Genomic DNA, 14,627 nt, shown 5'->3' on the forward strand with positions numbered 1-14,627 from the left:
AAGGGATAACCGCTGAAGGCATCTAAGCGGGAAGCCTGTTCCAAGATGAGGTATCCCACCCCTTTGTGGGTTAAGGCCCCCAAGAGACGATTGGGTTGATAGGCCAGAAATGGAAGCACAGTAATGTGTTGTCGAGTTGACTGGTACTAATAGGCCGAGGACTTGCCCACGAAGATGTTACGCATCCACTCTACGGTTCTGAAACACCACACCGACACCGCTCGCCCCTCACGGGGCGAGGCTGGTGGGTGTGTGTTGTTTCGGAGTGTTTCGGTGGTTTTAGCGTCAGGGAAACGCCCGGTCCCATTCCGAACCCGGAAGCTAAGCCTGACTGCGCCGATGGTACTGCAACCGAAGGGTTGTGGGAGAGTAGGACACCGCCGAACTTAACATGAAAAAAAGGGGCGGGACCCCGGTTGAGAACCTGAAAAGGTTTTCCCGGAGTCTCGCCCCTTTTTTTATGCCCAAAAACAGTGGGCCGAAAGGCGGCCCGCCGGCCTCACTCCGGCCGGCGTAGCAAATAGGTGTCCATGATCCACCCGTGCCGCTCCCGAGCCGCGGCTCGCGTCTCCCGGATCTTCGCCGCCAGCTCGTCATCCAGCGGCCCGGACAGCAGGATTTCGTCCGGAGTCCCGACGTACGCGCCCCAATAGATCCACAAGCCCTGGCCCGCATACTGATCGAACGTGGTGTGCGCGTCGAGCAGCACGAAGACGTCATCAGCGTCACTCGGCCAGCCATCAGCCAGCCGGCGCCCAGTTGTGAGCTGCACAGCCCGGCCGATCTGGTTCATCGTCGTCCGATGCCGCGCGACCAGCGCGGAGATGCTGCTGATCCCCGGCACGACCTCGTAGTCGAACGCCACATTCCCGCGCGCCAGCACGGCCTCGATCAACGCGATAGTGCTGTCGTACAGCGCCGGGTCTCCCCAGACGAGAAACGCGCCGGTCTCGCCGTCAGCCAGTTCGTCGCGGATCAGCTGCTCGTAGACGTCCGTGCGGAGCTGGTGCCAGTCGGCGACCGCGGTGCGGTAGTCGGCGGGCGTCCGGTCGCGGTCCGGGTCCTTCGCGCTCACCACGCGATACCCTGGCCGGCTCACGAACCGCTCCAGGATCTCCTGGCGCAGCTGCACCAGGTCGGCTTTCGCGCTGCCCTTGTCGAGCACGAAGAACACGTCGACGCGATTGAGCCGGTCGACTGCCTGCACCGTGAGGTGTTCCGGGTCGCCGGCGCCGATCCCGATCGCGTAGATCTTCCGCATCCGTGAAGTCTCTCCCGGCGGGTAACCGGGTTCGGCAGAGGGTCCCCTGGCGTACTGCTACCCCCTAGGGGTATAAAGGAGGCATCAGGAGAGAGCACCATAGGGAGTGTGGCGATGACCGAAGCGACTTACACCGTCGAGGGCATGACGTGCGGGCACTGCGTCGGATCGGTGAAAGAAGAGGTAGGCGGCCTGACCGGCGTGCAGGCGGTCGACGTCGACCTCGCCACCGGTGCCGTGAAGGTCACCAGTACGGAGCCGATCTCGCGCGAAGCCGTCGAGGCTGCCGTCGCTGAGGCCGGTTACCAGGTCGTCGCGTAAAAAGGAGTGACATGAGCACCACGACACCAGCCCCCGTGCAGTCAGTCGAACTCGCCATCGGCGGGATGACCTGCGCGTCGTGCGCTGCTCGGGTCGAGCGGAAGCTCAACAAGGTCGAGGGCGTCAGCGCGAGCGTCAACTACGCGACCGAGAAGGCGCACGTCGAATACCCCTCCACCGTTTCGGTCGACGACCTGGTGGGCGTCGTCGAAGCGACTGGTTACACCGCGCAAGCGCCACAACCGGAGAAGCCGGAAGAGCCCGAGCAGGACGAGACGCGGCCGCTGCGCGACCGGCTCCTCTACTCGGCGATCCTCACGGTGCCGGTGATCGTGCTGGCGATGGTCCCCGCGCTGCAGTTCACGAACTGGCAGTGGCTGTCGCTCACGCTCGCCGCGCCGGTGGTGGTCTGGGGAGCGTGGCCGTTCCACCGCGCCGCGTGGACCAACCTCCGGCACGGCGCGGCGACGATGGACACGCTGATCTCGCTCGGCGTCTCGGCCGCCACGCTGTGGTCGCTGTACGCGCTGTTTTTCGGCATGGCGGGGATGCCCGGCCTGCGGCACGGCTTCGAGTTCAGCGTGTCCGGGGGATCCGGGACCGACAACATCTACCTCGAGGTCGCGGCGGGCGTCACCACGTTCATCCTGGCCGGACGCTATTTCGAGGCTCGGTCGAAGCGTCGCTCCGGGGCTGCGCTGCGAGCCCTGCTCGAACTTGGCGCGAAAGACGTGACGGTCCTTCGCGGAGGTGGCGAGCAGCGAATCCCGGTCGAGCAACTGCGGGTCGGTGACACGTTCGTGGTGCGGCCCGGCGAGAAGATCGCCACCGACGGGGTGGTTACAGACGGTGGCTCGGCAGTCGACGTCAGCATGATCACCGGGGAATCCGTGCCGGTCGAGGTCGCAGTCGGTGACGGCGTGACCGGAGCGACGGTGAACGTCGGCGGCCGGATCGCGGTGCGCGCGACCCGCGTCGGCACGGACACACAGCTCGCGCAGATGGCCCGGCTCGTCGAGGAAGCACAGAACGGGAAAGCCGCAGTACAGCGACTGGCCGACCGCGTCTCGGCAGTGTTCGTGCCGATCGTGCTGGTCTTGGCCCTGGGCACGCTGGTCACCTGGCTTCTGACCAGCGGAAACGTCACCGAGGCGTTCACTGCCGCCGTAGCGGTGCTGATCATCGCCTGCCCGTGCGCCCTGGGGCTCGCGACCCCCACCGCCCTGCTGGTCGGCACCGGTCGCGGCGCGCAGCTCGGGATTCTCATCAAGGGTCCGGAGGTGCTCGAGTCCACTCGCCGCGTCGACACCGTGGTGCTCGACAAGACCGGGACCGTCACGACCGGGCGAATGAGCCTGGTGGACGTCCACGTCGGGGAAGGCGTCACGGAGCGCGAACTGCTGCGCTATGCCGGAGCAGTCGAGCATGCTTCGGAACACCCGATCGCGAAAGCCATCGCAGACGGTGCCCGCGAACGAGTCGGTGACCTCCCGTCCGCGACGGAGTTCCGGAACACCGAGGGCCTCGGCGTCTCCGGCCTCGTGGAAGGTGCGGCTGTCCTAGCCGGCCGTGCGGCGTTCCTGGCCGACTGGAGCGTGAAGGTCGACGACCGGCTCGCCGAGGCCAAGTCCGCAGCGGAAGAACAAGGCGCGACAGCAGTGTTCGTCGCCTGGGACGGCGTGGCGCGAGGCGTGCTGGTGGTCGCGGACACGATCAAGCCGACCTCTGCCCAAGCTGTGGCCGAACTCCAAGCCCTGGGCCTGCGTCCAGTGCTGCTGACCGGCGACAACGCCGGCGCGGCGCGGGCGATCGCCGACGCCGCAGGCATCACCGAGGTAGTGGCCGAAGTGCTGCCCGCGGAGAAGGTGGCCGTGGTGAAGCGACTGCAAGACGAAGGCCGAGTGGTGGCCATGGTCGGCGACGGTGTCAACGACGCAGCCGCGCTGGCCCAAGCCGACCTCGGCCTGGCCATGGGCACCGGAACGGACGCAGCCATCGAGGCAGGCGACCTGACCCTGGTCCGAGGCGACCTGCGCGCAGCAGTCGACGCGATCCGCCTCGCCCGCCGCACGCTCGGCACGATCAAGGGAAACCTGTTCTGGGCGTTCGCCTACAACGTGGCGGCACTGCCGCTGGCCGCGTTCGGCCTGCTCAACCCGATGATCGCAGGTGCCGCGATGGCGTTCTCGTCGGTGTTCGTGGTGTCGAACAGCCTGCGGTTGCGGCGCTTCCGGGCTGCTTGATTCGCTTGAGGACGGGCCGGTTGGCGGGACTTCCCGCTGCTGGCCCGTTTTAACGTTCGCCGGCTCCGCAGTTTGGCGGCTACGGATTGCTCGGGCGCTGATCGCTGCACCAGGAACCGCGACCAGTCGCTGGGCTGGCGGGACGATGAGAGCGCCGGACTAGTGAGCACAGCGGATTGACCGGGAGCCGCGTGCGGTGGAACCGGCTAGGACTTGCCGCAGGAACTCATTACGCGGGTAGGCCGTGGGGATGCATCGCGCGGTAGGCCTCAGGACCGCATCGCTCGGGTAAGCCCTGGTGACGCATCGCGCGGGTAAGCCTCAGGAATGCATCAAGCGGGCAAATCACGTGGGAGACCTCGCATGTGCACTATCCGCGCACTTCCCTCCATCCGCAGCGGCGGCCATCGTCGCGTCAACGGGTGTGGCCTTATAACGTCGGACTAGCCGCACCCGCGCTCCGCGGAACGAGTCGTGAGTTACGTCAGGAACGCACCAGCCGAGCGATCGCGTCGGAGGCTTCGCGCACCTTCAGATCCGCCTCCTCGCCGCCCGCGGCCGCGGCCTGGACGACGCAGGTCGCCAGGTGCTCGTCGAGCAGCTCCAGCGAGAAGGACTGCAACGCCTTCGTCGCCGCGGACACCTGCGTCAGGATGTCGATGCAGTACTTGTCCTCCTCGACCATGCGCTGCAGGCCGCGGATCTGCCCCTCGATCCGGCGAAGGCGCTTGAGGTAGGCCTCTCGTTCACTGCCGTAGCCGGTCATCGCACATCGTCCCTTTTTCTCGACATCCCCGTTGGTCCACTCCCCAGTATACCCACCCGGCGTATCCAGGTTCGGCGCTCAACCGTCGGGGCGACTTCGGCGATCGCCGACGTTCGGCACCGGTTCGCCGTCCGACCATCCCGAGTACGCCACCCGGCGTAGCCGGGATTGGTGCTAAGCCACGCGCTGCCTGCGATGAGCGCGCACGTTGGCCGCGAGGTCGGCACGCACGGCGGTCGCCGCTGAGTGAACCGCCCGGCGTATCTGGGGCTGGCACTCAGCCAAGGGCGGCTGTCATGGACGCGCACGTGCGGCGGCACTGGTTCGACGCGACGTCGGCGCTCGTGGTGGCCATCCGCCGAGCAGGTCAGTCGTCGTGGGTCGCTACGCGCCGAGTAGATCACCCGCCGAAAGTGTCTGGCCGCCGAGCAGGTCGGTCGCCGTGGGCGGCCACGCGCCGCGCAAGCCATCCACCGAAGGTGCCCACCCGCTGCGCAGGCCACCCGCCGAAGGTGTCCACCCACCCCGTAGATCACCCGCCGAGGGTGTCCGGTCGCCGAGCGGGCCATTCGCCGAGGGTGTCCCCGCGCCGCGTAGATCACCCGCCGAAGGTGTCCAGCCGCCGAGGATGTCCAGCCGTCGAGCAGGCCTAGCGACGTCTCCAGCGCTGGCGGTCAGCCAGTCGGAGTGGCCTCGGTGACTTCGGTGAGCGCGGAGGTGCGTCTTTGGTTCGGCACGGGCGTTCCGTCCGGCGCGAGGTCGGCGTTCGCGGTGGCCAGCAGTTCGCGGGCGCCGCGCAGCGCGGCCTTGATCCGTTGCTGGACGGCGGCGAGTTCGGCGACGCGCTGTTCGGCGTCGGCGACGATTCGGGTGGCGTGGTCGGTGGCTTGGCGGAGGTGCGCGTCGGCTTCGGCGCGGGCGGTGGCGGTGCGGTCGGCAATTTCGCGGAGTGCGTCGGTGCGGCGGTCGGCCAACGTGCGCGTGAGGTGTTCTTCGAGCCGCCGGCGTTCTTTCGCCGCCGCCTCGTCCGCGGCTTTGCGTTCCTCGACTGCGCGGCGCAGCAGATCTTCGTGTTCTTGCCGCTGCTGCACGCGGTCCGCGGAGACGGCTTCGACGAGCGCGCGTTCCTTTTCAGTGAGGCGGACGGCTTCCGCCTTGGCGTCGGCGATGATCCGCGCGGCGGTGTCCTCGGCGCGGGCGGTGATCTCCGCGGCTTCCTCGCGCGTCAGCTCGACCATCCGGCGGGAGCGTTCCTGCAATGCGTCCGGCTCGATGGGGGTGCGGCTGATCCGGTCGACCGTCGCGCGCAGTTCGCGATTGCGCTCGGCGAGTTCGGCCGCCTGCTGTGCCACGGCGTCGCGTTCCGCCGCGAGGCGCCGGAATTCCGCCTCGACCCACGTGACGAATTCTTCGACCTGGCCGCGCTGATAGCCGCGCCACGCCGAGTCGAAGGACGGCCGGACGGACATCAGGTCCTCGCCACCGCCGGGGGCCATGCTCTCACCTCCCATTTGGATGGTTTCTCCTCGGCGCTCGTTTTTCTTGCCGCACCGGGGTTTCCGCACTGCCTCCAGTGTGCCTGAAGTCCGGCGATCCGTGTGAGTCCGGGGCGGGTCAATCTTCGAGCGGGTCCTCGGTTCCCGTCGCGGTGCTTCGCACGCCGGGCAATTCGGCCAGTTCCGCGGTGAGTTCGGGAAGATCGCCGCGCCCCTGCAACAGCAAGGTGACGACCGCGATCCGTTGCCCCTCTTCGGAAACTGTTTCGCGGTCGACCGCCACCCGGTGGACGGCCCAGCCCCGATCGGTGCAAGTGGCGAGCACGGCGCGCAGTACGCCGTGTCCGTCGGCATAACTCAACCGGAGGATCGGCGGCTGCCGCCGATGGCGCGCGACGAACCGGGAAAGCGGCGGGAATCCGCGAGTGATCACCACGAGCCCGGCAGTCGTCGCGACGGCCAGCACGGGCAGCCCGGCGCCGCACGCGACTCCGACGGCCGCGGCGAGCCAGACGGTCGCCGCGGTTGTCAGGCCGCGCACCGCGTCGCGGCGCACGAAGATCAGCCCGCCGCCGACGAACCCGATGCCGGACACGATCTGCGCGGCGATCCGCGACGGGTCGAGTGCCACGTGCTCGATGCCGAGCAAATCGGCGAAGCCGTATTTCGACACCAGCATGAAGACCGCCGACCCGACGCCGACCAGCGTGTGCGTGCGCAGGCCGGCCTGTTTGTTGCCGACCTCGCGCTCGATGCCGATCACCGTGCTCAGCAGCAGGGCGAGCAGCACCGGCGGCAGCAGTTCCCACTGTTCGCCGGTGGACCAGAGAGCATGCACGGACGTACCTCCTCGCCCGTCACTGTGCCCGGCCTCCGGAGAGCCCGCGCGCCCGGCCCGGCGGGCACGCCTAAGCTCGGGCAATGGCCCGTTACTTCGACGTGCACCCGCAGAACCCGCAGCGCCGCGCGCTCGCCCAGGTAGTCGACCTGCTGCGCGACGACGGGCTCATCGCCTACCCGACCGACTCGTGCTTCGCGCTCGGCTGCCGCATTGGCAACCAGCAGGGGATGGAACGGATCCGCACCATCCGCAAGCTCGACCACCGGCACCACTTCACGCTCGTCTGCCAGGACTTCGCCCAGCTGGGCCAGTTCGTGCACATCGACAACGCGGTGTTCCGCGCCATCAAGGCCAGCACGCCCGGCGCGTACACGTTCATCCTCCCGGCGACGAAGGAAGTCCCGCGGCGGCTGCTGCACGCCAAGAAGAAGACCGTCGGCGTGCGGATCCCCGACCACGTGGTGACCCAGGAACTCCTCGGCGAACTGGGCGAGCCGATCCTGTCGAGCACGCTGCTGCTGCCCGATTCTGGCGAGCCCCTCACCCAGGGCTGGGAGATCAAGGAAGAACTCGACCACGTCCTGGACGCCGTGATCGACTCCGGCGACTGCGGCGTGGAACCCACCACGGTGATCGACTTCTCCTCCGGCGAGGCGGAGGTCGTGCGGCACGGGGCGGGAGACCCGTCCCGGTTCGAGTGAGCAGGGTCGTCATCGGTTTTGCCTCCTGATGGGGTCTTGATCGGATCCTGATTCGGGTGTTGTGCGGACGGTGTTTACAGGCACCTCCGCGCGACAGCTCTTGACGCGGATTGCCCGACTCGGCGGCTGCTCATGACAACTTCTTGACGTGACGGTCCTTGTGCGGCAGCTACCGTCACGGGCTGTGTGAAGTGACGGCTGCCGACTGCGGCATCGAATCGTCTGCTGTTGGCACGGAACGTTTGCGGCGACGCGGCAAACGCTGGTCATTTGGCCCTGACTGCTGGCAGTTGAGACCCGCTGCGGCTCAGTGTGCGTTGGTGTCCCGGCGCCGGGCACGCACCGGGATCTTCAGCTCCGGCACGCCGACGCTGTCGAGGATTGAAGCGTCAACTGCGGAGCGACAGCGGACGGTAGTGCGGGTACTGGCGGACCTCCTCTTGACGCAAGTTGTGGTCGGGTTCTCACGGCCGAAGACGCCGCGCACCTGGGTGGCGAGCACTCGGATGGCGAGCGCTCCGGTGGCGAGCACTGCGATGACGAACGCTCCCGTGGCGCGCACTCTTGTCGGCGAGCAGCGCGATCCGGTAACGCGTCCGGTGCGAAGCGCAGCCGGTCGCCGCTCCGGTGTTCTTCCTCGGTGCCAACCGTGGCTCTTTAGCTTCCTGTTCGCGCGGGCCGCAGCAATCCACGCTGCTGCTGCTGCCGCCGCTGGCGATTGCGGAGCAGTCTCCCTCAGGCGCGGGCCGCGGGTGGGTGCGGGCTGGCACGGTGGCGCGGCTCAACCTGGAGGGACAGCGGCGGATCCCGACCGGTCGGTGCCGAAGCGGGCTGGCAGATACCGGCACCGGGGGTCCGCGCTTTCAGGTGTTTGTCCGATCAGTACTCCTTTCTTGCGCCGAATGTGTGGCAGATCTGGCGCGCGGGGCGGGCGAACCCGGGCACCGTCGAAGTGATCACACGGTTGCCTCCATAGGGACGTTGAGCAGGCGGGACAGGGCCTCGGCAAGCGGGACCTCCGACGTCGAATGCCAGCCGACGACAGCGTCCGGCCGGAGCAGCAGCGCACCGTCGGCGGGGAGTTCCGTCTCGGCCAGCCACGCCTCGTCCGATATCGGAACGAGGCGGAGGCCCAGCCGGTCGGCCTCGGCTGCCCATCGGGCGTTGTCCGGCCCGGTGAGCAAGACGAGGCCTGGGCCTGCTAGGTCCACTGTGGACGTCGTGGCGTCGAGCCAAGCGTGGGGCACTCGGGTGCCTGGACGGCCGGCGGGGCCGTATCGGTCTTCCGGTGCGGGGCCACGTCCGTCCGGGACGAAGGCACCGCGTTCGTATTGCACGCCGAACAGCGCGGCGAGCGGGTCGATGCGCGGCGCGTCGGCACTGGTGATCGCGGCGATCATGGTGCCGAGATGGCCGCTGGCCATGCTGGAGAACTCCGCGGTCGCGTACCCGATCGGGTACCGCTCGGCGTGGTAGGTGTCGAGCAGGGCGGGCGTCGCGCTGCCGGCGAGCACCGCGGCGAGCTTCCAGGCGAGGTTGGCCACGTCCGCGATCGCGGTATTCGCGCCCGCGGCGGCCATTGGCGGCATCGCGTGCGCGGCGTCGCCCGCGAGGAAGACCCGGCCGGAGGAAAACTGGTCGGCCACGTACATCCCCGACTCCCAGTGCATCCGGCTCAGCACCTCGACCTCGAGATCCGGCACGCCGACGACGGTGCGCAGCAACTCGCGCCAGCCGTCCTCTCCCAGGGATTCCGAGCCGGGGAAGTCGGAGGTGGAGAAGAGCCACCGGTCGGTGCCGTTGACCGACACGAAAGCGCCGGAGGCCGCCGGGTTTTCGATCCGGCACAGGTTGAACGGTTTGTCCCGGACGAGCTCCGCGAGATCGGCGCGGAAGCAGACGTCGAGATTGTCGGCCAGGTGTCCGTGCCCGCTGCGCGTAATGCCGAGCGCGGTGCGGATCGGGCTGCGCGCGCCGTCCGCCGCGATCAGGTAATCGGCGCTGACCTGGTACGGCTCGCCGTCCGCTGGGCGCAGTTCGGCGGTGATTCCGGTGTCGTCCTGCTCGAACGACACCAGTTCGGTGCCGAACCGGACTGACACGCCGCGCTCGACAGCGGCTTGCCGCAGCACCGGTTCCAGGACGTCCTGCGGGCACAGCACGCTTGGTGCGGGGCTGAGGTCGGGCATTTTCGCGTGCAGGTTCGGCCGCTCGCGCAACGCGTCGGTGATCTCCGGCCAAGTCGCGTCGGCCAGCGTCGTGCCGGAAAGCATCCCGGTGAACGACGCGAGCGGTGCGCTGGCGCGCTCGACCTCGTCCATGAGGCCGAGCAGGCGGAACACCTCGGTGCTGCGCGGGTTGAACCGGCGCGCTTTCGGCTGCGGGGAGGTGCCGGGGTGCTTTTCCACCAGCACCGCCGCTACTCCCTCGCGGTGAAGCAGCAGTGCCGCGGTGAGGCCGGCGATCCCTCCGCCGCAGATCAGAACAGGAATTCGAGCAGTCATTTCGCAACCCCCAGGGTCGTGTACGTTGTACATCTTGTGTACGTTGTACATGACGATGTACTATGTACGCAAGCGGGCTGGAGACAGGGAGATGAATGGGAGATCAAGGGCCGACACCGCCGATTTGGCTGTTGCCTGAGCCGCCAGAACGCGGTTGGGGCCTCGGGCGGGTCGACATCGTCCACGCGGCTGTGCGCCTCGCCGACCATGGCGGCGCGGAGGCGCTCACGATGCGGGCAGTGGCGAAGGAGTTGGGCGCGTCCACGCCGATGTCGCTGTACCGCTACGTGCACAGCAAAGACGGCCTGGTGGACCTGATGCTGGACCTGGCGAACAGCGAGGTGCGCACTCCGGAAGTCCCGGGCGAGGACTGGCGGGGCGAGCTGACGGCCGTCGCGGTCGACACGTGGACTATGACGAAGCGGCATCCGTGGTACGCCCGGCTCGTGCACCAGAGGCCTCCCGCGGGGCCGAATGCGAGCCGGCGGACCGAGTTCGTGCTGGCGACGTTCGACCGGCTGGGTCAGGACCTCTCGTCGGCGCTCGGGTACGCCCGGCTGCTCGACGGATATGTCACTGGGCAGGCGCTGCAGTGGGCCGAAGAGCGGGCGATGTGGCAGCGCAACGCGTTCGTCGACGTGGTGGACGTGCAGCGGCAGGCGCGGGCCTGGTTCGGCGACGTCGTGTCGGAGGACGGGCCGTATCCGTTGCTCGTGCGCGTGCTGGAGAGCTTTCTGGCCGAGCGGCACGACGCGGCTGGTGAGAGTGCCGAGGCTGGCTCGGACGGTGCCGGGTCGGACGGTGCTGGGTCAGGCGCGGAGCCGGAGGAGTTTGGCCGGGCGGCCGGTGCTGGCGGGTCGGATGCTGGGCCGAGCGTCGGGTCGGATGCGGAGGTCGTTGAGGCTGGGCGGGTGGCTGACGCTGCTCGCGAGGTGGCTGGCTCTGGTCGGGCCGCGGAGGCTCGACGGGGTGCGGCTGGAGTTAGTCGACGGGGCGGGAGTCGTCCCGGATCGGCTGGGGCTGGCCAGGCGGTCGCCGGGACAGATGCGGCGGGGGGAGCGGGTCAGTCGGTGGATGCGGAAGCTGCTGCCGGCGCGTGGAAGGTGGCCGAGGCGGCGGCTGAGGACGCGCAGTTCGAGCTTGGCCTCGAATGTCTGCTCGACGGCATCGCCGCCCGGCTCCGCTAGGTTGGTGCGCCTGGGCCGGCTGCTGGGGAGAACGACGTGAAGTTCCTGCTGACGATGCACATGAACCCCGCGATCTGGGAAGGGCTGAGCTTCCTTCCGCGGGGAGGGTAGGCGGGTTTCCGGGCAGGTGAGTTGGCTGGCCAAGTGCGGTCAGACCGGGAGATCCGGGACCGGCTCGGTCGGGCTGGGGGAGCCGGGACCGGCTCGGTCAGGTGGCTGGGTTTGTGCGTTCCAGGAGGAAGACGCGGATTTCGCGGTGGGCGGCGCGTTCGGCGTAGCGGTCGTAGGCGGGCCAGTAGGAGGCGACGGCGTCCCACATTTCCTGGCGTTCGGCGTCTTTCAGCAGGCGGCCTCGGACCGGCGAGGTGCGGCCGTGGACGGAGACTGTCGCGTCGGGGTGGGACAGGAGGTTCGCGGTCCAGGCGGGGTGGCGTTCTCCGCCCCAGTTGGAGCCGATCACGATGTATCCGCCGGAGCGTTCGACGTACAGCAGCGGGACCTGGCGTGGTTCGCCCGTCGTGCGGCCAATGGTGGTGAGCAGGAGGGTGCGCAGTCCGACTGCCGCGCCTACGCCCACGCGGCCGCCGCTGATGCGGAGGAGGAGGCGGTCTGCGGGCATCATCGCTTGGCCGAACGCGGCGAATGCCTTGCTGCGGCCCAAACCGGCGAACATCCTGCGCAATTCCATGATCGGCAGCCTACGGGGCGGTGCAGGAACGATTGACGGGTGGAGTCTCGGACGGAGGGGGAGGCGGGGTGGCACTTGCGCGGGCTTAGTTGGTGCGGGGGAAGGGGCTGCAGTGCGAAGGGTTGAACGGCGAAGGGGCTGCACTACGAAGGGTTGGACGGCGAAGGGAATGCAGTACGAAGGGTTGGACGGCGAAGGGAATGCAGTACGAAGGGTTGGACGGCAAGGGGTGGTGAGAGGCGCTGATGGCTGGGGGACGGTCCAGTGGGGATCGCGGGGTGGGTCGATCGTCGGGATGGTGGGGATGAGGTGCTGGTGGAAGGCCTAGTGGGGATCGCGAGGCGGGTCGATCGTGGTAGCGGCGGGTAGATGAGCCTCCTCTGCCCGGGCAGAGGAGGCTGGTGGAGGCCATCTTCGGGGTGATCGGCGGGAAAGAGTTTGAGAAACCGGCACCAGAAGAGCCGCGTGCTTGGAGAAGGTGTCTGAGACCTGAAGACCGCGGGGATCGAGTGGCCGAGGCCGACATTGGCGAGTTGCGCTGGCGGCAAGGCGTTCGGGTCGGCAGGGTGCGAAGAACTGGCAGCGGTGCCAGGGGTCGGCAAGCGGAGGTCAACGAGGCAGGGGTAAGCAAGCGTGGGCCAACTCAGCCGCGCAGAGGAAGTTAGAAACCGCTTGTGGTGAGTTTCAGCAGGGCGTCCGTGATCGCCGGAGTGTGGTCTACCAGGTAGAAATGGCCGCCGGGGTAGGTGGTCAGGGTGAAGTCTCCTCGGGTGTGCGACGACCAGGCTTGGACGTCCGCTACGGGGGCGTGGGGGTCGGCGTCGCCGGTGTGGGCGTGGATGGGCGCGGTGAGCGGGCCCGCGCTCGGGTGGTACGTCTCGATGGCCGTGTAGTCCGCGCGCAGGGCTGGCAGGAACAGTTCTCGCAGTTCCGGGTCTCGCAGCACCTTCGGATCCGTGCCTGCCAGGCCTTCGATTTCGGACAGCAGACCGTCGTCGTCCTGGAGGTGGACTCGTTCGTTCACCTGGCGGGACGGGGCTCGGCGGCCGGAGATCACTACTGCTTCCGGGGGCGTGCCGCGTTCCTCCAGACGGAGGCCTACCTCGTACGCGAGCGTCGCACCCATGCTGTGGCCGAACAGCACCACCGGGAGGTCCAGCCATGCCTGCAACGCCTGGGTGACGCTGTCGGCTAAGGCCTCGATGGTGCGCAGGGCGGGTTCGGCCATGCGGTCCTGCCTGCCGGGGTATTGCACCGCCAGGACATCGACGGCGGGGGACATTGCCTTCGACAGAGGATGGAAAAACGGGGCTGCACCGCCTGCGTGCGGCAGGCACACCAAACGGGCGGGGGCATCGTCGGCGGGGTGGAAGCGGCGTAGCCACGGGTCCGTCATGCGGGCGATTTTACCGGCGGCGGGCGTCGTCACAGGGGCAAGCGGCGGAATTCGATCTTTTCGTAGGCGCTGGTTTCGCCGGTTTCGTACAGGACGCCGATGGTCTTGCGGTCTGGTTGCACCAGGTCGGAGTAGCCGGCGGGGGCGTCGGCGAGAACTGTCGACGGGTGCCAGGTTTTGCCGCCGTCGGAGCTGGTTCGGAGTTGCATGGTGCGGCGGATCGCTCTGTCGGAGGGGCCCGAGTAGAGGAGGATCCGGCGGTCGGTGGTTTGCAGGACGCTGCCTTCTACCTTCGGGCCGGACAGGGTTGGTTGCACTTGGTAGGGACGAGTGAGGGTGCGGCCGCCGTCGGTGCTGTAGGCGTCTAGGCGGTGTTCTGGGGCGGAGCCCTGGTTGCGGCTGGAGAAGTACACGGTGCCGTCCGGAAGCTCAGTGGCGGTGGTTTCGTTGGGGGCGAGGACGCCGTCGGTGGGGTCGTCGGTGAAGCCGATGTGCCAGGTGCGGCCGTTGTCGTCGCTGTAGAGGTCGTGGCCGCCGTAGTACTTGGCTTCGGTTCCTACATCTGCCGAACCTGCGGCGGGCGCGCTGGAATGGTTGGCGGGGACGATGATTCGGCCTGCGTAGCGGCCGTGTTTGAGGAGGGTCGCGTGGCCGGGGGCGGCGGCGTACCAGCGCCAGTTCGGGAGTTTCGTCGTGGCGGTGATGTCGCGGGCCGGGGTCCAGGTGCGGCCGTTGTCGGGGCTGCGCTGGACGAAGACTCGGCGGGTGTCTTGCGGCGACACCGTGCCGGACATGATGGCTTTTTCGCTGACGGGTCCGTTGTGGACAGTCAGCAGGATTAGGTCGTCGTTGCGGGCCAGTACTGGGGTCGGGTTTCCGGCGGTGGCCTCGCCGTTGCTGTCTACTACGCGCAGGTCGCCCCAGGTGCAGCCGCCGTCGCGGGAGGTTTTGGCGACCGTTTGGATCGCGCCGGAGTCGCCGGGTGAGTCGCGGCGGCCCTCGGCGAAGGCGATCAGCGAGCCGTTCGCGGCGCGGACTGCGGCTGGGATGCGGAAGGTGTGGTAGCCCTCGGTGCCGGAGACGAACGGGGCCGACGACGTGCAGCTGCCGCTCGCGCTCGCGGGCGGCGGGGTCGGAGTGAGGCTCAAGAGGGTTGCGGCGAGCGCAAGCGTGACTGTTCTCGGGAGCACCGGGGGACCGCCTCTCGCTCCGGACATGGGATG

The 14,627-nt window shown here is 68.3% G+C and carries 12 protein-coding genes and 2 rRNA genes; 6 read left to right on the plus strand and 8 right to left on the minus strand.

The window, feature by feature from the left end:
* Positions 1 to 170: ribosomal RNA gene (locus ABD156_RS32970) — 23S ribosomal RNA — on the plus strand; the annotation flags it as partial.
* 99 nt (positions 171 to 269) lie between these two features.
* Positions 270 to 386, plus strand: a 5S ribosomal RNA gene (gene rrf / locus ABD156_RS32975).
* Between the two features lie 113 nt (positions 387 to 499).
* Here rrf and cobF read toward each other — a convergent pair.
* Positions 500 to 1,261, minus strand: coding sequence for a precorrin-6A synthase (deacetylating) (gene cobF / locus ABD156_RS32980; RefSeq protein WP_344282928.1), 762 nt, complete (start codon positions 1,259 to 1,261; stop codon positions 500 to 502).
* A 114-nt stretch (positions 1,262 to 1,375) separates the two neighbouring features.
* On the opposite strand from cobF, the gene ABD156_RS32985 reads away from it, so the two are divergent.
* Together ABD156_RS32985 and ABD156_RS32990 are read left to right on the plus strand one after the other, a co-directional pair.
* Positions 1,376 to 1,582 (plus strand): heavy-metal-associated domain-containing protein, encoded by a 207-nt coding sequence (locus ABD156_RS32985; protein WP_344282931.1) that lies wholly within the window; start codon positions 1,376 to 1,378, stop codon positions 1,580 to 1,582.
* 11 nt (positions 1,583 to 1,593) lie between these two features.
* Positions 1,594 to 3,825, plus strand: coding sequence for a heavy metal translocating P-type ATPase (locus ABD156_RS32990; RefSeq protein ID WP_344282934.1), 2,232 nt, complete (start codon positions 1,594 to 1,596; stop codon positions 3,823 to 3,825).
* A 484-nt stretch (positions 3,826 to 4,309) separates the two neighbouring features.
* Here the strand turns inward: ABD156_RS32990 and ABD156_RS32995 are convergent, their stop codons facing one another.
* The 3 genes from ABD156_RS32995 to ABD156_RS33005 form a co-directional block, all read right to left on the minus strand.
* Positions 4,310 to 4,591 carry a metal-sensitive transcriptional regulator gene (locus ABD156_RS32995; RefSeq protein WP_009081418.1) on the minus strand — a complete coding sequence of 94 codons (282 nt, stop codon included), beginning with the start codon at positions 4,589 to 4,591 and terminating at the stop codon, positions 4,310 to 4,312.
* A gap of 674 nt (positions 4,592 to 5,265) precedes the next feature.
* Entirely contained in the window at positions 5,266 to 6,087 is an 822-nt protein-coding gene (locus ABD156_RS33000; RefSeq protein WP_344282955.1) for a DivIVA domain-containing protein, read from the minus strand.
* 118 nt (positions 6,088 to 6,205) lie between these two features.
* Positions 6,206 to 6,925, minus strand: a complete 720-nt coding sequence (locus tag ABD156_RS33005; RefSeq protein ID WP_344282958.1) for an MgtC/SapB family protein — start codon at positions 6,923 to 6,925, stop codon at positions 6,206 to 6,208.
* 83 nt (positions 6,926 to 7,008) lie between these two features.
* On the opposite strand from ABD156_RS33005, the gene ABD156_RS33010 reads away from it, so the two are divergent.
* Entirely contained in the window at positions 7,009 to 7,629 is a 621-nt protein-coding gene (locus ABD156_RS33010; RefSeq protein ID WP_116206505.1) for an L-threonylcarbamoyladenylate synthase, read from the plus strand.
* Between the two features lie 956 nt (positions 7,630 to 8,585).
* On the opposite strand, the gene ABD156_RS33015 is transcribed toward ABD156_RS33010, so the two are convergent.
* Positions 8,586 to 10,133 (minus strand): FAD-dependent monooxygenase, encoded by a 1,548-nt coding sequence (locus tag ABD156_RS33015; RefSeq protein WP_344282963.1) that lies wholly within the window; start codon positions 10,131 to 10,133, stop codon positions 8,586 to 8,588.
* A 95-nt stretch (positions 10,134 to 10,228) separates the two neighbouring features.
* Between ABD156_RS33015 and ABD156_RS33020 the strand changes: the two genes are divergently transcribed.
* On the plus strand, positions 10,229 to 11,320 hold the full coding sequence (locus ABD156_RS33020) for a TetR/AcrR family transcriptional regulator (protein ID WP_344282967.1): 1,092 nt from the start codon (positions 10,229 to 10,231) through the stop codon (positions 11,318 to 11,320).
* A 208-nt stretch (positions 11,321 to 11,528) separates the two neighbouring features.
* Here the strand turns inward: ABD156_RS33020 and ABD156_RS33025 are convergent, their stop codons facing one another.
* From ABD156_RS33025 to ABD156_RS33035, 3 genes are all read right to left on the minus strand, one after another.
* Entirely contained in the window at positions 11,529 to 12,008 is a 480-nt protein-coding gene (locus tag ABD156_RS33025; RefSeq protein WP_344282970.1) for a nitroreductase family deazaflavin-dependent oxidoreductase, read from the minus strand.
* A gap of 661 nt (positions 12,009 to 12,669) precedes the next feature.
* Positions 12,670 to 13,404 carry a thioesterase II family protein gene (locus tag ABD156_RS33030; RefSeq protein WP_344282973.1) on the minus strand — a complete coding sequence of 245 codons (735 nt, stop codon included), beginning with the start codon at positions 13,402 to 13,404 and terminating at the stop codon, positions 12,670 to 12,672.
* Between the two features lie 29 nt (positions 13,405 to 13,433).
* Positions 13,434 to 14,594 (minus strand): sialidase family protein, encoded by a 1,161-nt coding sequence (locus ABD156_RS33035; protein ID WP_344282976.1) that lies wholly within the window; start codon positions 14,592 to 14,594, stop codon positions 13,434 to 13,436.
* Positions 14,595 to 14,627 lie beyond the last annotated feature (33 nt).

The sequence above is a fragment of the Amycolatopsis albidoflavus genome (assembly GCF_039525725.1).
In the GTDB taxonomy this organism is placed as follows: domain Bacteria; phylum Actinomycetota; class Actinomycetes; order Mycobacteriales; family Pseudonocardiaceae; genus Amycolatopsis; species Amycolatopsis albidoflava.

Coding starts and splice junctions, on each gene's coding strand:
- cobF (WP_344282928.1), bottom strand. CDS start 1,261: ATGCGGAAGATCTACGCGATCGGGATCGGCGCCGGCGACCCGGAACAC.
- ABD156_RS32985 (WP_344282931.1), top strand. CDS start 1,376: ATGACCGAAGCGACTTACACCGTCGAGGGCATGACGTGCGGGCACTGC.
- ABD156_RS32990 (WP_344282934.1), top strand. CDS start 1,594: ATGAGCACCACGACACCAGCCCCCGTGCAGTCAGTCGAACTCGCCATC.
- ABD156_RS32995 (WP_009081418.1), bottom strand. CDS start 4,591: ATGACCGGCTACGGCAGTGAACGAGAGGCCTACCTCAAGCGCCTTCGC.
- ABD156_RS33000 (WP_344282955.1), bottom strand. CDS start 6,087: ATGGCCCCCGGCGGTGGCGAGGACCTGATGTCCGTCCGGCCGTCCTTC.
- ABD156_RS33010 (WP_116206505.1), top strand. CDS start 7,009: ATGGCCCGTTACTTCGACGTGCACCCGCAGAACCCGCAGCGCCGCGCG.
- ABD156_RS33015 (WP_344282963.1), bottom strand. CDS start 10,133: ATGACTGCTCGAATTCCTGTTCTGATCTGCGGCGGAGGGATCGCCGGC.
- ABD156_RS33020 (WP_344282967.1), top strand. CDS start 10,229: ATGGGAGATCAAGGGCCGACACCGCCGATTTGGCTGTTGCCTGAGCCG.
- ABD156_RS33025 (WP_344282970.1), bottom strand. CDS start 12,008: ATGGAATTGCGCAGGATGTTCGCCGGTTTGGGCCGCAGCAAGGCATTC.
- ABD156_RS33030 (WP_344282973.1), bottom strand. CDS start 13,404: ATGACGGACCCGTGGCTACGCCGCTTCCACCCCGCCGACGATGCCCCC.